Origin of the sequence: Actinosynnema sp. NPDC049800 (assembly GCF_040656635.1) — a bacterium.
Classification (GTDB): Bacteria; Actinomycetota; Actinomycetes; order Mycobacteriales; family Pseudonocardiaceae; genus Actinosynnema.
On sequence record NZ_JBFAMT010000010.1, the window covers coordinates 224,841 to 241,794 of the forward strand.

General features: G+C 72.2%; 16 protein-coding genes. 7 read left to right on the forward strand and 9 right to left on the reverse strand.

The genetic code is table 11. The features are described 5' to 3' along the window. Positions 1 to 12 precede the first annotated feature (12 nt). Positions 13 to 1,047 (forward strand): fatty acid desaturase family protein, encoded by a 1,035-nt coding sequence (locus AB0I91_RS15460; RefSeq protein ID WP_498783648.1) that lies wholly within the window; start codon positions 13 to 15, stop codon positions 1,045 to 1,047. Here AB0I91_RS15460 and AB0I91_RS15465 read toward each other — a convergent pair. The 5 genes from AB0I91_RS15465 to AB0I91_RS15485 are packed head-to-tail and all read right to left on the reverse strand — an operon-like array spanning position 956 to position 4,628. Further along, the gene (locus AB0I91_RS15465; protein WP_498783646.1) at positions 956 to 1,624 is read right to left on the reverse strand and encodes a YidC/Oxa1 family membrane protein insertase; all 669 of its coding nucleotides are present in this window, start codon (positions 1,622 to 1,624) and stop codon (positions 956 to 958) included. The genes AB0I91_RS15460 and AB0I91_RS15465 overlap by 92 nt on opposite strands. Before the next feature lie 38 nt (positions 1,625 to 1,662). Further along, the gene (locus AB0I91_RS15470) at positions 1,663 to 1,938 is read right to left on the reverse strand and encodes a DUF6412 domain-containing protein (RefSeq protein ID WP_498783644.1); all 276 of its coding nucleotides are present in this window, start codon (positions 1,936 to 1,938) and stop codon (positions 1,663 to 1,665) included. A gap of 21 nt (positions 1,939 to 1,959) precedes the next feature. Then, entirely contained in the window at positions 1,960 to 2,574 is a 615-nt protein-coding gene (locus AB0I91_RS15475; protein WP_498783642.1) for a nucleoside/nucleotide kinase family protein, read from the reverse strand. Then, positions 2,571 to 3,170: a DUF402 domain-containing protein gene (locus tag AB0I91_RS15480; protein ID WP_498783641.1), complete on the reverse strand. Its 600-nt coding sequence runs from the start codon at positions 3,168 to 3,170 to the stop codon at positions 2,571 to 2,573. The genes AB0I91_RS15475 and AB0I91_RS15480 overlap by 4 nt, the downstream gene beginning before the upstream one ends. A gap of 45 nt (positions 3,171 to 3,215) precedes the next feature. Continuing rightward, positions 3,216 to 4,628 (reverse strand): GAF domain-containing protein, encoded by a 1,413-nt coding sequence (locus AB0I91_RS15485; RefSeq protein WP_499637249.1) that lies wholly within the window; start codon positions 4,626 to 4,628, stop codon positions 3,216 to 3,218. Between the two features lie 135 nt (positions 4,629 to 4,763). Here AB0I91_RS15485 and AB0I91_RS15490 point away from each other — a divergent pair, with 135 nt between their 5' ends. Then, positions 4,764 to 6,074 carry an aldehyde dehydrogenase family protein gene (locus AB0I91_RS15490; RefSeq protein ID WP_498783637.1) on the forward strand — a complete coding sequence of 437 codons (1,311 nt, stop codon included), beginning with the start codon at positions 4,764 to 4,766 and terminating at the stop codon, positions 6,072 to 6,074. Between the two features lie 37 nt (positions 6,075 to 6,111). Here the strand turns inward: AB0I91_RS15490 and AB0I91_RS15495 are convergent, their stop codons facing one another. Both AB0I91_RS15495 and AB0I91_RS15500 read right to left on the reverse strand, forming a co-directional pair. After that, entirely contained in the window at positions 6,112 to 7,698 is a 1,587-nt protein-coding gene (locus tag AB0I91_RS15495; RefSeq protein ID WP_498783635.1) for a beta-N-acetylhexosaminidase, read from the reverse strand. A gap of 87 nt (positions 7,699 to 7,785) precedes the next feature. Continuing rightward, a complete protein-coding gene (locus AB0I91_RS15500; protein WP_499637252.1) occupies positions 7,786 to 9,258 on the reverse strand; it encodes a CYTH and CHAD domain-containing protein in 1,473 nt (490 codons plus the stop codon). A 163-nt stretch (positions 9,259 to 9,421) separates the two neighbouring features. On the opposite strand from AB0I91_RS15500, the gene AB0I91_RS15505 reads away from it, so the two are divergent. Then, positions 9,422 to 10,213, forward strand: coding sequence for a hypothetical protein (locus AB0I91_RS15505; protein WP_498783631.1), 792 nt, complete (start codon positions 9,422 to 9,424; stop codon positions 10,211 to 10,213). 520 nt (positions 10,214 to 10,733) lie between these two features. Here the strand turns inward: AB0I91_RS15505 and AB0I91_RS15510 are convergent. Then, positions 10,734 to 11,396 (reverse strand): HNH endonuclease family protein, encoded by a 663-nt coding sequence (locus AB0I91_RS15510; RefSeq protein WP_498783629.1) that lies wholly within the window; start codon positions 11,394 to 11,396, stop codon positions 10,734 to 10,736. A 72-nt stretch (positions 11,397 to 11,468) separates the two neighbouring features. Between AB0I91_RS15510 and AB0I91_RS15515 the strand changes: the two genes are divergently transcribed. The 3 genes from AB0I91_RS15515 (at position 11,469) to AB0I91_RS15525 (ending at position 14,160) form a co-directional block, all read left to right on the forward strand. Beyond that, positions 11,469 to 12,512, forward strand: a complete 1,044-nt coding sequence (locus AB0I91_RS15515) for a sensor histidine kinase (protein ID WP_499637255.1) — start codon at positions 11,469 to 11,471, stop codon at positions 12,510 to 12,512. After that, positions 12,509 to 13,162: a response regulator gene (locus AB0I91_RS15520; protein WP_499613565.1), complete on the forward strand. Its 654-nt coding sequence runs from the start codon at positions 12,509 to 12,511 to the stop codon at positions 13,160 to 13,162. The genes AB0I91_RS15515 and AB0I91_RS15520 overlap by 4 nt, the downstream gene beginning before the upstream one ends. Positions 13,163 to 13,230: 68 nt before the next feature. Next, on the forward strand, positions 13,231 to 14,160 hold the full coding sequence (locus tag AB0I91_RS15525) for an AF_0692 family protein (protein ID WP_499613562.1): 930 nt from the start codon (positions 13,231 to 13,233) through the stop codon (positions 14,158 to 14,160). On the opposite strand, the gene AB0I91_RS15530 is transcribed toward AB0I91_RS15525, so the two are convergent. Next, complete coding sequence (locus AB0I91_RS15530) at positions 14,144 to 15,091, reverse strand: methionyl-tRNA formyltransferase (RefSeq protein ID WP_499637257.1); 948 nt, start codon at positions 15,089 to 15,091, stop codon at positions 14,144 to 14,146. The genes AB0I91_RS15525 and AB0I91_RS15530 overlap by 17 nt on opposite strands. 73 nt (positions 15,092 to 15,164) lie before the next feature. Here AB0I91_RS15530 and AB0I91_RS15535 point away from each other — a divergent pair, with 73 nt between their 5' ends. Further along, positions 15,165 to 16,751, forward strand: a complete 1,587-nt coding sequence (locus tag AB0I91_RS15535) for an amidohydrolase (protein WP_499637258.1) — start codon at positions 15,165 to 15,167, stop codon at positions 16,749 to 16,751. Positions 16,752 to 16,954: the final 203 nt, after the last annotated feature.

Sequence of the window (16,954 nt, forward strand, 5' to 3'; positions counted from 1 at the left end):
TACCCTCCGGGAGTGAGCACCCAAGCCCGCGGCAGCGACTTCGCTGAATTGTCCAGGTTGGTCAAGCAGCAAGGTCTGCTCGACCGGCGCATCGGTTTCTACATCACGTTCCTGGTCGCAGTGCTGGCCGCCTTCGGCCTGACCGGGGTGGCGATGGTGCTGATCGGCGACTCTTGGTGGCAGCTCGTGCCGGCCGCCGTGCTCGCCGTCGTCTTCACCCAGATCGCGTTCCTCGGGCACGACGCCGGCCACCGGCAGGTGTTCGCGGAGCACAAGGCGAACCAGACCATGGGCCTGCTGCTCGGCAACCTGCTGATCGGCGTCGGCTACGGCTGGTGGATGGGCAAGCACACCCGCCACCACGCCAACCCCAACCACGAGGACGAGGACCCGGACGTCGACATCGCCGTCCTCGCGTTCAGCGCCGAGCAGGCCGAGCGCAAGCGCGGCTTCTTCCGCTGGGTCGTCAAGCGCCAGGCGTACCTCTTCTTCCCGCTGCTGCTGCTCGAAGGCTTCAGCCTGCACGTCATCAGCACCGCCGCCGCGGTGCGCCGCGACGTCAAGAGCTGGCGGCTGGAGGTCGCGCTGCTGACCGTGCACGTCGCGGTCTACCTGACCTCGGTGTTCCTGCTCATGTCCCCGCTGAAGGCGATCGCGTTCATCGCGGTGCACCAGGGCCTGTTCGGCGTCTACATGGGCATCTCGTTCGCGCCCAACCACAAGGGCATGCCGGTGCTGCAGGCCGGCCACCAGCTCGACTTCCTGCGCAAGCAGGTGCTGACCTCCCGCAACGTCACCGGCGGCTGGTTCACCGACTTCCTGCTCGGCGGCCTGAACTACCAGATCGAGCACCACCTGTTCCCGAGCATGCCGCGACCGAACCTGCGCAAGGCGCAGGCCCTGGTCCGCGACTTCTGCCACCGGCAGTCGGTGTCCTACGCCGAGTGCGGCCTGTTCACGTCGTACGGGTACGTGCTGAAGTACCTGCACGAGGCGGGAGCTGAACTGCGCGGTACAGGAACGCTCGCTCCAGCAGGGTCCAGGTAGTCGTCGTCACCAGGTAGATCCCGGCCGCCAGCGGCAGCACGGCGGCGATCAGCACGGTCCCGAACGGCAGGAGCCGCAGCAGCCCGGCGAACGGCGGCTGCGGCCCGCCGTTCCTCAGGGCGACCGCCGCCTGCCACCGCGAGGTGGCGAACGCGACCCCGGTGAGCAGGGCGAACAGCGCCAGGAACACCGGCGTGTGCGCCCACACGCCGAACCAGTGCGTGCCCAGCGGCACGCCGAGCAGCGTGCCGTCCAGCAGCGGGTTCGGCGTGGTGACCAGCCGGTACATCACCATGAAGAACGGCACCTGCACCAACGCGGGCAGGCAGCCGGCCAGCATCGACGTGCCGTTGGACCGGTAGAGCTCCAGGGTCTTCTCCTGGAGCTTCACCCGGTCCTTGCCGTACTTCTTGGACAGCTCGCGGACCTCGGGCGCCAACGCGGCGCGGGCTTTCTCGCCGCGCACGGCGGCACGGCTGAGCGGGTGCACGAGCAGCCGCACGACGACGGTGAAGGCGACGATGGCCAGGGCGGGCGTGGCGAACGCGGCCAGGGTTGAACCCAGGGCGTGGAACAAGGGGGACTCCGTCCTCAGAGCAAGGGGAACTGCGGGCCTCAGGAGTGCAGGCCCAGTCCCGGAGCTCGAGGACGGGGACGGCCCGCCGCGTCGGGGTCGCGCAGCCGCAGGAACGCGGCGCGCAGCGACTTCTCGCGGATCGACAGCGACCGCACCCAGGCGGGCGCGGCCTGCACCACCGGCGTGGCGGTGAGCAGCAGCACGACCAGGGCCACGGCCGTCACGGCGGCGAGCACCTCGGTGGGCGTGCTGAGCAGCGTGAGGGCGTAGACGGCGGGGAGGTACAGCGCCAACAGCAGTTGCAGCCTGGCCATGCCCTCACCTCCCCCTTGATCTCAGTCCACTGTACCCACGAGCGCGGGCCGCGCGGGGTGGTCGTAGCGCACCGTCACATCGGCCCGCGGCTCGTAGGAGGCGTACGCGGGCAGCGTCCAGCGCCACTCCTCGGCCGACTGCCGTTCGAGCGCTCCCGGCGACAGCCACAGGTGCACGGCCAGCTCCGCGGGCAGCCACTTGTCCAGCAACACCGTGCCGTCGAGCAGCAGCACGCCACCCGCCCCGAGCGTCACGTAGTCGGCCCGGTGCGCCCGGTCCGTCGCCGCGTTCCACAACGCCGGCAGCACCCGCCCCGACCCGCCGGGGTCGAGCGGCTCCAGCACCTCGCGCAGCAGCCCGCCCACGTCCAGCCACGAGTCGCGGAACGAGTCGGGGTCCTCGTGCCCGTACTCCAGCCGCACGGACGCCGGCCGCAGGAAGTCCCACGCCGACACCCGCAGCACCGGACGTCCCAGCGCGCGCAGCGGCTCCACCAGGGCGTCCGCCAGTTCACCGGGCTTGGTCGGCGGGGCGCCGTCGACCAGCACCCTGGCCCACGTCGTGCGCGGCAGCGCGTCGATCCGCCCGACCAGCTCGTCCACGAGGGTCTGCGGCGAGAGGGGGACCACCTTCACGGCAGCGGGTCGTCCTGCCAGCCGGCGGGCAGCACGGGCACCGGCCAGTCCGGGTCCGGCTCCCACGCGCCCCACGCCGGGTCCCACCACGTGGCCCCGTCGGTCAGCATCGCCTCGACCTCCTTGGCGGTGCGCTCGATCCGCTCGGCCTCCTCGGCGTCGTACTTGCCGTCGGCGACCATCTCCTCGAACTCGTCGCGGTCCAGCTCGCGCCAGTCGCCGTCGACCGGCACCCAGAAGTCCAGCGCGTGGTCGAGCGTGTCGAAGCCGAGGGCGGTGCGGCGGAACGGCGCCTGGAGGTTCAGGTAGTAGCCCGCGAACCGGCGCTCCTCGCCCTGCCAGTACAGGTCGACCGAGTAGGCGTCACCGGGCCGGTGCAGCTGGAGCTTGCCGATGCCCTTCCAGCGCGTGCGGCCCAGCTCCTGCCAGTGGTGGGTCCGCGGGTGGGGGAAGAAGCCGAACTCGGTGCCCGGCGCGGTGAAGACGACCAGCAGGTCGGGCCCGTCCCGCACCACCCTCGTCGGGGTCACCACCCACGGCTTGCCGTGCAACACCTCGCGGCGCAACGCCACGTCCCCCGGCCGGAAGTACCCCATGGTGGATCAGGCTAGTGCCGGTTCGCGCCGCGTCCGGCGTCGCGGTCACCCCAGCGCCCGCCGCAACCTGGTCGCCGCCACCTCGCGGCGCGGGTCCGTGCGCGGCAGCAGGCGGACCAGCCGTTCCAGCACGGTCACGTCCTCCGCCACCAGCCCGAACGCCCACAGCGCCTCGACGTCGCCGCGCTCCAGCACGCCCCGCCGCACCGCCGCCGCCAGGTCTTCGCGCTCCTCGCACACCACCGGCGCCTCCGAGCGGGGCAGCAGTTCGCCCCGGTACGCCGCCGCGGCCGTGCCCACGTCACCGGCGTGGAGCGCGTCGCGCACCGCCAGGAAGTCGCCGCGCACGTCCGCCGACAGCCGGTACGGCCTGGTCAGCAGCACTCCGCCGAGCTGGGCGCGCAGCCGGTGCAGCTCGGCGCGCACGGTGGTCGGGTTGCCGCGCTCGCCGTAGAGGTGCAGCGCCAACCGCTCGGCCGTCAGCCCGCGCGGGTGCAGCGCGAGCGCCGTCAGCAGCTCCGCGTGCCGCAACGACAGCGGCAGCGCCCGACCGTCCAGCGACCCCTTCGGATCACCCAGGAACCGCAGCGACAGCACGGGTCTTCGCGTGCCCCGTCGTGGCACCCGGAGCAGATACCCCTCGTCCAACGGCTCCAGGAGCGCTTCCCGTCCATCGGCCAGCCGCACGGTCTCGCCGGTGACGTCCACCCGCGTCTGGAGCAGGCTGTGCGGTTCGGCGGCCAGCACCCGACCGCTCGGGCTCAGCAACGCGCCGGGCTCGCCGCGCAAGCCGATCAGGTGCCGCATGTTCACCGACCGCAGCCGCTCGTCCCGGGTCTCCGACCGCACCCGCAACTGGCCCTCGGCCAACCGGGCCGCGGCGGACACGAGCGCGACCAGCGCCGGGTGCGTGCTGCTCAACGGCCCGCTCACGTCCACCACGCCGATCGTGCGGCCGGTGTCCGGGTCGCGCACCGGGCTCGCCGCGCACGTCCACCCGTGGTAGGTCCGCACCAGGTGCTCGGCGGAGTGCACGGTCACCGGCTTGCCCACCGCCAGCGCCGTGCCCATCGCGTTCGTGCCGATGGCGTCCTCGGCCCAGCACGCGCCCTCGGTCAGCCGCACCCGTTCGGCCAGGAAGCGGACGGCGTTCGCGCCCTCGCACCACAGGATGTTGCCGTCCGCGTCGGTGATGATCATGACGTGCTCGGCCTCGTCGGCGAAGCCCAGCAAGGTCTCGCGCAGCACCGGCATCGCCGCCGCGATCGGGTGCGCGCCGCGCCGGTCGACCACCTCGGCCCGGTCGAGCACCACGGGCGGCTCGTGCCGGTCCGGGTCGACGCGCGCGGCCAGCGACCGCCGCCAGGACTCCAGGATCAGCTCGCGCGCGCCGTGCGCCGGGCCACCGCCCAGCACCGCCTCGTGCACGTGCGCGAGCCGTCGCGGGTCCGGTTGCATGGGCGCCTCCCCGACCAGGATGACCCGCCCGCGCCGGTCGCGGCAAGCGAAACGCTGATCCGTTCGGGTGCAACGCGGTTGCAACGTCGTGCGTCCCACGCTGCTGCCCCACGACCAACGCGAGGAGGGGCGGACATGGCGAGGTACGCGGCGCCGGGTGCGCAGGGCAGCGTGGTGTCGTACCGGGACCGGTACGACCACTTCATCGGGGGCGAGTACGCGCCGCCGGCCGAGGGCGGCTACTTCGCCGACCGCACCCCCGTCACCGGCGAGGTGTTCACCGAGGTGGCCCGGGGCACGGCCGAGGACGTGGACCGGGCGTTGGACGCCGCGCACGGCGCCGCCCGCCGGTGGGGCCGCACGTCGGCCGCCGAACGGGCGAACGTGCTCACCGAGATCGCCGACCGGGTCGAGGACCACCTCGAAGCCCTCGCGGTGGCCGAGACCTGGGAGGGCGGCAAGCCGATCGCCGAGGTGCTGGCCGCCGACCTGCCGTCGGCGGTGGACCACTTCCGCCACTTCGCGGGCGTGGTCAGGGCCCAGGAGGGCGGCATCTCGCGGCCCGGCGAGGGCCTGACGGCCTACCACTTCCCGGAGCCGCTCGGCGTGGTCGGCCAGGTCGTGCCGTGGCACCGGCCGCTGCTCATGGCGGCGGAGAGGCTCGCGCCCGCGCTGGCGGCCGGCAACGCCGTGGTGCTCAAGCCCGCCGAGCAGACCCCCGCGTCGATCCACGTGCTCGTGGGCCTGATCGCCGACCTGCTGCCGCCCGGTGTGGTCAACGTCGTGAACGGGCTCACCCGCGGGCCGTCGGAGACCGGCAGGCACCCGCACGTCTTCTTCGCCGACGTCGCCGCGCACCGCGACGCGTTCTACGACAAGGCGTTGCGGGGCGTCACCACCTTCGCCCTCGACCAGGCGCTGGTGCAGAGCCCGGCCTACGACCGGTTCCTCGCCGACGTCACCGAGCGCACCTCGCAGATCCGACCGGGCCACCCGCTGGACACCGCGACCACGATCGGCGCGCTGACCAGCCGTGAGCAGGTGGACGAGTTCCTGGCGCGCGTCGAGACCGCCCAGCTCGAAGGCGCCCGGCTGATCCGCGGTGGCGAGCGCGCGGAGCTCCCCGGCGAGCTGGCCGGCGGGTACTACGTCACGCCGACGGTCCTGGAGGGCCGGACGTGCCTCGACCAGGCCGACGTCGGCGGCCCGCTCGTGTCGCTGACCAGGTTCGACGACCTCGACGACGCGGTGAAGGCGGCGAACGAGACCACGCGCGGCGTCGGCGCGGGCGTCTGGTCCCGCGACACCGCCGTGGCCGATCGCGTCGCACGGCGGATCCACGCGCGACGCGTGTGGCTGAACACGTTCCGGTCCGACCTCGGCAGCCGCGCCGTGATCGACCACTACCAGCAGACCAAGACCGTCCTGGTGGAGAAGCCGTGGTGAGGGAGGCGGCGCCGGGCCGCCTCCCCCGACCGGGGCACTACCTCCAGGGAACCTGCGGCGACCGGTAGTAGTTCACGCCCATCACGTCCCACCGGTCGGCCTGCGCCGCCAGCCGGACCTTGAACTTCTCCCAGTCGTGCGTCGACCACGGCGACCAGCCCAGCTCCGCGATCGCGGGCAGGCGCGGGAACGCCAGGTACTCCAGGTCGGCCGTGTTCGTGATGGTCTCGCTCCACAGCGGCGCCTCGACGCCGCGCACCGCCTCGGCCGGCAGGCCTTCGAGGTACGCGCCGGGGTTCCAGTCGTACGCGTCCTGCACGTCGGTGTACCCGGCCCAGCTCAACCCGAGCTTGGTGTTCGCGTCGTACTTCATGTCCAGGTACGCCTTGGTCGCGGGCGACAGCACGATCTCGCTGCCGCGCGCGGCGGCTTCGACCATGTCCGGCGCGACCGTCTTGGTGCCCCAGAACTGCGGCACCGCCGACGCGGGCGGGCCCGCCTTCACGAACTCGTGCCAGCCGGTCGCGGTCTTGCCGTGCTTGGCCACCAGCGGCAGGACCTTGTCCATGAACAGGTCGAAGTCCGGGTCGGTGGTGGCGTGGGCCTCGTCGCCGCCGATGTGGAGGTACTCGCCCGGCGTCAACGCGGCCACTTCGCGCAGCACGTCGTCCACGAACCGGTAGGTGATGTCCTTGTCGATGCACAGGGAGCTGAAGCCGACCTCGATGCCGGTGTAGAGCGGCGGCGCGACGCCGTCGCAGTTCAGCTCCGGGTACGACGAGAGCGCGGCGTTGGTGTGGCCCGGCAGGTCGATCTCCGGGATCACCGTGATGTGCCGTGCGGCGGCGTAGGCCACCAGGTCGCGGTACTGCTCCTGGGTGTAGAAGCCGCCGGGACCGCCGCCGACCTCCGTGCTGCCGCCGTGCGCGGTCAGGTTGGGCCAGCTCTTGATCTCCAGCCGCCAGCCCTGGTCGTCGGTCAGGTGCAGGTGCAGCCGGTTGACCTTGTAGAGCGCGATCTGGTCGATGTACCGCTTGACCTCGTCGACGGAGAAGAAGTGCCGGGCCACGTCGAGCATCGCGCCCCGGTGGGCGTAGCGCGGGTGGTCCAGCACCCGGCCGCCGGGCGCGGTCCACGGCCCGGGCTGCCTGGTCTTCGCCTCCACCTTCGCGGGCAGCAGCTGCCGGAACGTCTGCACGCCCGCGAACAGGCCCGCCGCGGTGCGCGCCCGGATCAGCACGCCCCGCTTCGTCACGTCGAGCTGGTAGCCCTCCGCGCCGACGCGGGCGTCCGCGCCGACGAGCAGCAGCGAGATGTGCCGGCCGGACGCGCCGGGCACGACGGGCAGGCGGTAGCCGGTCGACGGACGCAGGACGCCCGCGAGGAACTCGCCGACCTCCTTCGCGTCGGCCGAGCCCGGGTGGGTGTAGATCCTGGTGTCCGCGCTGAGCGTGAAGGTCACGCCCGGCCGCGGGGTGACACTGACGGGAGCGGGCACGATGTGCTGCAACGGCGTCTCCGGAGCTGCTTGGGCGGGAACCGCCGCGCCCACCGCGCCCACGAACAGCAGCGCGACGAGCGCTCGACCGAACCCGCGCCGTCCGGCGCCTTCTGTGAGAAGCACTGACGTCCTCCTGGCCGGCGTGGATCACCGAGCGGCGGCTCACGCCACCGTTTCAGCCGGCCCAGGAGCTGTCAAGGTCCAGACCAATTACCGCAGCTTCGGCTTGCCGAGACGACGCCACGCGGCGGGGAACCGGTCCTCCACCCGTTGCGCCGCGGCCGTCTCCAGACCGTGCAGCAGACCGAACGTGAAGCCGTTCTCCCCGTCGAGCTGCGCCTTCGCGCCGAGCTCGCGCAGCACCGGCCGCGCCAGCACGCCGTCCTGGTGCTCGCCGAGCAGCTCCTGCACCGCCTTGACCTTCTTGCGGTACTCCTTGGCCCGCTTGCCGATCCGCGGTTCGGACACCTCCACCGCGTACCGCAGCCGCTTGGCCGCCTTGCGCGCCTCGTGCAGCGAGACGTCGTCGTGCGCGCCCTCGGCCCGTTTCGCCAGCCTGCGGTAGGTCCTGTCGACCAGCTCGGGCAGCGCCTTCGCGGCCTTGGCCTGCGCCGCCGGCGTGAACGGCGGTTCGGCGACCAGCGCGTCGACCGCGTCCAGCAGGGCGAAGTACCGCTCGCTGTCCAACGCCGCCACGGCCGCCTCGTGCGCGGCGGCCTCCAACGGCGCGAAGTGCCGGGTGAGCTGGGCGTGCACCGGGCCGAGCACCAACCCGTCGTCGAGCCGGGCCAGGTGATCGGTGAACCGGGTCCGCAGCACCTCCAGGTCACGGGCCTCGCCGAGCACGCCCGCGAGCCACTTCAGCTCGTCGGTCAGCTCACGCGTGTCGTCGCGTTCCACGATCGTGCCGAACGCCTGGAGCGCGCTGCGCATCCGGCGCGTCGCCACCCGCATCTGGTGCACGGCGTCGTCCTCGCCCCGGCGGACCCTGGGGTCCTGGTGCTTCAACGCGTCGGCCTGCTCGCGCAGGTACGCCAGCACCACGTCGCCGGCGGACTTGCCCGACGTGGTCAGCGGCGTGGTGGTGGCGATCCGGTCGGCCAGCAGGCGGCCCAGCTTCGCCGACGACGTGGACCGGGTGATGCCCGCGTCCGCCAGCCGTGCCTCGACCCGGTCCAGGAGCGCGACGTCACCGCGTTCGCCCAGCTCGACCTCGATCTCGCGCCACGAGTCGACCGGCGAGCCGTCGGCCAGGGACTGCCCGGAGACCAGGTCCTCGACCACCTCGGTGAGCAGGCGGCCCTTGTCGTCCACGAGCTGCCAGCGCTGCCGGGTGGTCTGGATGCGCGCGACGGGCGACAGCTCGTGGCCGCGCGCGTGCACCTGGACCAGCGAGCCGAGCTGCTTGGGCGGGTGCTTGGCCGCGCGGCCGGGCGGCAGCCGCACCTCTTCGCGCGTGTCCACGCCCGCCGGCAGCTTCAGGTGCCAGCCCGCGTCGTCACCGCCCGTGCGCCGGCGCATCGTCAACCCGGCCCGGGCGAGCCTCAGGTCCGCGGTGTCGTAGTAGACCGCTTCCAGGCGTTGTTCCTCGGGTCCCGCCACGGCCGCCACGCCGGGCAGGTCGGTCAGGTCCGGCAGCGCGGCGCCACCGGGGGCCTCGTACTTGCGTTCCGTCTCGTGCACCGACCTCGACATGTACCAGACATACACCGTTTGGTGCGGGTTCAAGCTGGTGTCACGGTGTGTGATCGAACGTTAACCAGGCCGGGGGTTTGTGTCGGCCCGTACGCGTGGTTTTCCGGTTCTGTCCCTGGACGCGGCCGCGCGGTGCGGTTGGCTGGTCCGCGTGCCCACTGAGAAGGAACGGCTCGACGAGGTCGAGCCGACCGTCGCTGATCTCGTCGCCACCACCCAGGCGCTGACGGCCGAGCTCGGTCGGGTGAGCGCGCGCCTGCACGTGCTGGAGCGCAGGCTGTCCGGCGCCGGTTCGGGCCCGGACGAGGACCTCGACTCGACCGAGGGCATCGCCGAGACGGTGAACGCGCTGCGGGCCGCGTGGGACGCCGAGCAGGAGCTGCTGGCCGACTCCGTGCGCGCCGACCTGCAGGCCGAGGTCGCCGAGTACGAGTCGCTGGCGCAGCAGCGGGACGCCGGGCTGGCCAAGCTCTCGACCGGCCGCATGCCGCGCTTCGAGCGCGACGCGCTGCAGCACGAGGTGCAGAACCTGGAGTGGCGGGTCAACGCGCAGGAGGCGGGCGCGCGTGCCGCCTCCCACCGGCTGGCCGCCGACCGGCTGGCCGCCGAGGAGCCGTGGCGCGCGGAGGCCGTCGTGGCGGGGGAGAAGGCGCGCCAGGAGGTCCTGGACATCGCCCGCCGCCGCCTGAACCGAGCCCTGTCCGCCGACACCCGCCTGCCGCTGTGGTTCCGCGTCGGCCTGGGCGAGATCACCACCCCCGACCCCTCCCGCTGGGTCGAGGCCGCCGTCGCCCTGGTCGCCTACCGCCTCGAGTACGGCGTCGCGGACCCGATCTCACCACTGGGCGAGATCCCCTCGGCCACCTCCGGCTTCGCCGCGTGGGTCCGCCGGGCCGAGGCCTACACCGACATCGTCGACCAGCTCGAGTCCCTGCGCCCCTGAACCCCGCGCAAGTCCCTGCGCCCTTGAACCCCGCGCATGTCCCTGCGCCCTTGAACCCCGCGCATGTCCCTGCGCCCTTGAACCCCGCGCGAGTTGTCCACAACCGGCCCTCGCCGCCGCCGTCTTGTCGGTCCCTCGTGGCAGGATCGAAACCGGGGATCGCCTGCTACCGCCACGGCACTCGGTGTCCTCGAGCCGATCGGGTGGTGGGGAGACCCTGCCGGAGCCCTCGGCTCGCACACCCCGACGACCCGGCGACGCCGACACCGTCGAGACGGGTTGCCCAGCGGCGGCCCGCCCAAGTCGAGTGGGGGTGCGCCGAAGATGCCGTTGTCGGCCTGGAACGCCGCCCTCGCCCCGGCCCGGTCACGTTGATCGTGACGGGGCCGTTGGCGACACCGGCCTGCACCACGTTCGTGGCCGGCCCGCCCACCTCGTTCTCGACCCGCTCGACCTTGTCGCCCGTGAACCCGTGGCTGGACCCACCGCCAACCCCGACGCCACGCGTCGAGCGACCCGGTCAGCAGGTCTTGAGCATCGCGCCCAACGCGTCGCGCTCCGCCTCGTCCACGGAAAGCGCGTACAGCGTCTTCACCGACACCACGGCCCGCGCGTACGTGCACCAGTAAGTCTGCACCGGGGGCTTCCACTTGGCCGCGTCCTGGTCGCCCTTGGACCGGTTGCTGGCCGCCGTCACCGCGATCAGCTGCAACCCGCCGAGGTCGTTGGCGAACTTCTCCCGCTGCTCGTCGGTCCACTTGTCCGCACCCGAACGCCACGCCTCGGCCAGCGCCACCGTGTGGTCGATGTCGAGCTCGCCCGCGTCGGTCACGACCTTGCCGTCGTAGACGCTGGTCCAGGTCCCCGAGGTGATCTTGCAGCTGTCGCCGACCCGCACGTCCGCGCCCTGCCGCTGCAGCACCACCTCCCGCGTGTCGCACCCGTCGCCCTGGGCGCTCCAGTGCGGGAACCGGTCGCGGCTGTAGCCCGTCATCTTCCCCTCGGGCGCCAAGGTCAACGCCGCCAACTGCGCCGCCGGGTCGTCGCCGGGCGAAGCCGGACCCGTCGGCACCGGGGCGGTGGTGGGGGTGTTCGGCGTCAGGATGTCGCTGCCGCAGCCGGCGATGATCACGAGGAGCGCCAGGACACCGCTGACAACCGCTGTCGACCGCTTGCCGCTCATGCACCCCATGATCAGCGATGATCGCGCCGAGCGGAACACCGGGGCCGAAATCGTCCGGAATAATCCCGAACCGTGCGCCGCATTCGACAGTCGTTCGACGTGTTCGTGCCGGCCTCGGTCGCGGTGCTCGTCGCGTTCATGGTCGTCGGGACGTCCACCTCCACCACCGCGATCACGGCGTCCGCCGCGCTGCTCGCGGTCGTGTCCGGCGTCGCGCTGTGGTGGCGGCGCCGCTATCCCGTGCCGGTCATGGGCATCGCGCTGGTCGGCGGCCTGGTCGTGCAGCTGGTCGCGCCGATGACGGTCTTCCCGCTCGCCGCGCTCGTCGCCATGGGCTCGCTGGCCGCCGCACGCGCACCGAAGTTCTCCTTGCCCGCCTTGGTCCTGCTGCTCGGCGTGATCTCGCTGAACTTCCGCACCACGACCCCCGAGGACACGCAGTTCGTGCTGGCCGTCGCCGTGGTCGTCGCGGCGGTGGGCGAAGCCGTGCGCAGTCGGCGGGTCGCGCTGGCACAAGCGGCGCAACGCGCGGTCGGTGAGGAGCAGGCCCGGATCGCCCGCGAGCTGCACGACGTCATCGCGCACGGCGTCTCGGTGATCGTGGTGCAGGCCGCGGCGGCGGACGACGTGTTCGACCGACGCCCCGACCGCGCCAGGGAGGCGTTGCGCTCGATCGACGCGACGGGCCGGGCGACGCTCGAGGAGTTGCGCAAGCTCCTCGGCGCCGTGCGGCCGGAGGAACGCCCGGGCCTGGACCGGCTGGCCGACCTCGTGGAGCCGTTGCGCGCCGCCGGCCTGCACGTCGAGGTGACCCGGGAACCCGTGCCGCTGCCCGCCGGTGTGGACCTGTCGGCCTACCGGATCGTGCAGGAGGCCCTGACGAACACCCTCCGCCACGCCCGCGCGAGTCGCGCGGAAGTGCTGGTGCGCAACGATTCCGGCGTGCTCGAACTGGAAGTGCGCGACGACGGCCGGGGCGGCGTGCCCGCGTTCGGGCGCGGCATCACCGGGATGCGCGAACGCGCCGCGCTCCTCGGCGGCACGGTCGACGCGGGCCCGTTGCCCGACGGTGGTTTCCGCGTGCACGCCCGCCTGCCGCTGGCGGTGACCGCGTGATCCGCGTCCTCGTCGCCGACGACCAGGCGTTGGTGCGCGGCGGTTTCCGCATGATCCTGGAGGCTCGCGACGACCTCGACGTCGTCGGCGAGGCGGCGGACGGCGTCGAAGCGGTGGACCTCACCGCCTCCCTGAACCCGGACGTCGTCCTGATGGACGTCCGGATGCCCACCGTGGACGGTCTGGAAGCGACCCGCCGCATCGTCACCTCCGGCAGTCCCGCCCGCGTCCTGGTCCTCACCACCTACGACGTGGACGACTCCGTCTACGCGGCCTTGCGCGCCGGCGCGAGCGGCTTCCTGCTCAAGGACGTGCGGCCGGCGGAACTGGTCGAAGCCGTCCGCGTGATCGCACGCGGCGACGCCCTCCTCGCACCGTCCGTGACCCGCCGCCTGCTGGACCGCTTCGTGGACACCTTCCCGGCGCCGTCCCCACGTGCGCTGGACGCGTTGACCAGCCGTGAGGTCGAGGTGCTCCGCCTGGTCTCACTGGCCCTCTCGAACGCCGAGATCGCCGAGCACCTCGTCCTCACCGAGGCCACGATCAAGACGCACGTGTCCGCGATCCTGCGCAAGCTGGGCCTCCGCGACCGCGTCCAAGCCGTCGTCCTGGCCTACGAAGTAGGACTCGTCCGCCCGCGCTCAGCCTAAGGACGGAGCCCGGACACCGATCTCAGGCCCGATGTGCCGGGCCAGGGCCGCTCCTAGCGTTGCCTGGCATGTCCCGCAACCTCCGCGCCGCCCTGATCCTCTTCCTCCTCGCGCCCTTGATCGGCGAGTACGTCCTGGGCAACCTCCCGGTGGCCGAGATCGGCGCGCTGATCGTCCTCGCGCCGATGTACGGCGGGGGAGCGCTGCTGATCCGCGAGGTCGTCCGGCGCACGGGTCGGGGCTGGCCGACCATCCTCGTCCTCGGCTTGGCCTACGGCGTGCTGGAAGCAGGACTGCTGGACCAGTCGCTGTTCAACCCGGCGTTCGAGGAGTACGAGTTCCAGGCCGTCACCCCGATCCCGGCGCTGGGGATCAGCGCGCTGAACGGCTACTCGTTCGTCGTCGGCCACGCCGTCTGGAGCATCGGCGTGCCGATCGCCCTGGTCGAGTCACTGGCCTGGCGACGACGCGGCACTCCGTGGCTCGGCCGGAAGGGCTTGATCGTCCTCGCGCTCGTCTTCGTCGCCGGCTCGGCGCTCGTCTTCCGGATCCTCCTCGCCCAGGAGGGCTTCATGGCCACGCCGGCTCAACGCCTCGGCGCCGCCGTCACCGTCCTGGCACTGATCGCCATCGCCTTCCTGATCCGGCCGCGCGCCACCACCGACCGACGCGCGCCCCGCCCGGGACCACTCGGCATCGGCGCGTTCCTGGTGTCCTCGATCTTCGTCGCCGTGCCCGAGGACTGGACCGGCTTCGGCCTCAAGGTCGCCCTCACGGTCCTCGCCGCCACCGCCTTGACCTGGTGGGGCCGGAGCACGACCTGGGGCGCCGCCCACCGGTACGCGGTGGCGGCCGGCGCCCTGGTCACCTACACGTGGGTCGGCTGGGTCCTGGTGGAGAAGTCCCCGGGGCCCCTCATCGCCCACGCCGTCCTGATCGTCCTCACCTGGGCGTTCCTGTTCGTCGTGCGCCAGGCCTCGCTCAGGGTCGACTCGTGAGGTACCCGCCCATGTGCGTGAAGTACTCCGTCGCGCCCAGCTCGACGCCGTCCTCCGTCCGCACCCGCTTGACCAGCAGGGCGTGGTTGCGGCCGCGTCGGGCCTCCGCGCCCGCGACGATCGCGACACCGTCGCGCTCGCGGTAGAAGATCCGACCGGGCGTGCCGCCGTAGCGCTCCTTGGACACCTCGGCCTCCACGATCTCCAGCCGCTTGCCCTTGTGGAACGCGAACGCGCTCGGGTACGGCGCGCACTGCGCCCGCACCAGCCGGTCCAGCTCCTCCGCGCCCCACGTCCAGTCGATGCGCAGGTCCTCCTCCGCGCGCTTGTGGAAGAAGCTGGCCTTCGACCGGTCCTGCTTGGTGAAGTCCGTGCGGCCCTTGGCGATCTCGGCCAGGCCGTCCACGGTGATCGGCCCGAACAGCTCCAGCGTCTTGTGGAACAGGTCCGCCGTCGTGTCGCGCGGGCCGACGGGGACGGCGCGCTGGAGCACGATGTCGCCCGCGTCCAGGGTGTCGTCCATCAGGTGCGCGGTGACGCCGACCTCCTTCTCGCCGTTGATCAGGGCCCAGATCAACGGCGAGAAGCCCGCGTAGGCGGGGAGCAGCGAGTCGTGCACGTTCAGCGTGCCGTGCTTGGGGAGGGTGAAGATGTGCGGCGGGATCCACGTGCGCCAGTTCGTGGCGACGATGACGTCCGGTTCGACCTCCTTGAGGCGCTGGAACAGCTCGTCGTCGTCCGGCCGGTTGCGGATGATCGTCTCGACGCCGTGCTCGGCGGCCAGGTCCGCGACCGAGTCGCTCCAGATGCGCTCGTAGGCGTGGTCGCTCTTGGGGTGCGTGACGACCAGCACCACCTCGTGCTCGGAGTCCAGCAGTGCCTGGAGCGTGCGGTGACCCCAGGTCTGGTAGCCGAACATGACGACCCGCATGGAGCTCCTCCTTGGATAGGCTCGCCTAAGTTATCCAACCCTAACCTAAGTGCTCGTGGGCTAGCCTTTGCGGGTGATCCTTGACCTCAAGGTGGTTGGCGGGCAGGTCGTGACCATGGACCCGGCCCGGCCGGTGGCGTCGGTGATCGGGGTCTGGGCGGGGAGGGTCGTCGGCCTGGACGACGACGTCGCGGACCTGCCCGCGCGCCGCGTGGTCGACCTCGACGGCGCGGTCGTGCTGCCGGGTTTCGTGGACGCCCACAACCACCTCGCGTGGGCCGGACGTGCGGCGAGGACCCCGGACGTCTCCTCCTGCAAGACCGTCGCCCAGGTCTTGGAAGTCCTGCGCGGCGCACCGCGCGCCTCGGGCTGGGTCGAGGCGGCGGGCTACGACCACCGCGCCCTCGACCGCCCGCTGACCTCGCGCGACCTGGACCTGATCGGGCCGCGCGTCTACGTCCAGGACCTGTCCGGCCACGCCTGTGTCGTCAGCGGTGACGTGCTCGCCGTGCTCCCCGCCTCGGCCTTGCGCGACGCCCAACGTGACGAGACCGGCAACCCGACCGGCTTCCTCGCCGAAGCCGCCCAGACCGCCGTGCGCGCTCTACGGCTCCCGTACTCGTTGGACGACATCGCCGCCGACGTCGAGTCCGGGGCGAACCAGTGCCTCCGGGAAGGCGTGGTCCTGGCCGCCGAAGCCGGCGTGGGCGGCGGCCTGATCGGCAGCAGCCCGTTGGAGGTCGAGGCCTACCAACGCGCCACCCTGCCCATCCGCATCCAACTGATGATCTCCGCCGACCGCCTGGAACCAGTGGCCGCCCACGCCGACGACGGCATCCGCCGCGCCGTGCCCCTGGGCCTGCGAACCGGCCTGGGCGACGACCGCCTCTCCATCGGCCCGCTCAAGCTGTGGACCGACGGCGGCATGATGGCCCGCACGGCCGCGTTGACCTGGCCGTACGAAGGCATGTCGACATCGGGCCAACTGCAGGACGACCCGGACCTCATGCGTGCCGCGATCATCGACGGCCACAAAGCCGGCTGGCAACTGGCGGTCCACGCCATCGGCGACCGCGCCGTCGACTTCGCCTTGGACGCCCTCTCCGAAGCCCTGCAAACCACACCCCGCCCGGACGCCCGACACCGAATCGAGCACTGCGGCCTGGTCCGACCCGAGCAACTGGCCCGCATCGCCGAACTGGGCGTCATCCCGGTGATCCAGCCGACCTTCCTGTGGGCCTACGGCGACGACTACGCCAAGATCATGGGCCCCGAACGCTCACCCTGGATGTACCGGGGCAAGTCCTTCCTCGACCACGGAATCCCCCTGGCCGGCAGCTCGGACCGCCCGGTGGCCGACGGCAAACCACTGCGCGCCATCCAGTTCATGGCCGAACGAAGGTCCAGGGAAGGCAACCCCATCGGCCCGGACGAAGCCATCACCGTCCACCAAGCGCTCTCCGCCTACACCATCGGCGCCGCTTACGCGTGCCGCCAGGAAAACGCCCTCGGCACCATCGCCCCGGGCAAGCTGGCCGACTTCGCCATCCTCGAATCCAACCCCCTGACCAGCGACATCTCCAAGATCGGCGACATCGCGATCGCCGCCACCGTCATCGGCGGCCACTTCACCCACAACCCCGCCACCTTCCCCGCCTAGCCCCCACCGCACCACACGGACCCTCAGCGCACCCACCGAGTCCACTTGCCCCAACAGGCCCCACAACGGACCCGCACACCCGCACCGAGACCACCCGACCCCACCCACCCACAACGGACCCGGAACATCCGCACCTAGGCCCGATTTGACATGGGTTCGGGTGCCATAGGCTGGTCGAAGCCGGGCAGGCTTGGCGGACGCTT

Coding starts and splice junctions, on each gene's coding strand:
- AB0I91_RS15470 (WP_498783644.1), bottom strand. CDS start 1,938: ATGGCCAGGCTGCAACTGCTGTTGGCGCTGTACCTCCCCGCCGTCTAC.
- AB0I91_RS15480 (WP_498783641.1), bottom strand. CDS start 3,170: ATGGGGTACTTCCGGCCGGGGGACGTGGCGTTGCGCCGCGAGGTGTTG.
- AB0I91_RS15485 (WP_499637249.1), bottom strand. CDS start 4,628: ATGCAACCGGACCCGCGACGGCTCGCGCACGTGCACGAGGCGGTGCTG.
- AB0I91_RS15490 (WP_498783637.1), top strand. CDS start 4,764: ATGGCGAGGTACGCGGCGCCGGGTGCGCAGGGCAGCGTGGTGTCGTAC.
- AB0I91_RS15510 (WP_498783629.1), bottom strand. CDS start 11,396: ATGAGCGGCAAGCGGTCGACAGCGGTTGTCAGCGGTGTCCTGGCGCTC.
- AB0I91_RS15525 (WP_499613562.1), top strand. CDS start 13,231: ATGTCCCGCAACCTCCGCGCCGCCCTGATCCTCTTCCTCCTCGCGCCC.
- AB0I91_RS15530 (WP_499637257.1), bottom strand. CDS start 15,091: ATGCGGGTCGTCATGTTCGGCTACCAGACCTGGGGTCACCGCACGCTC.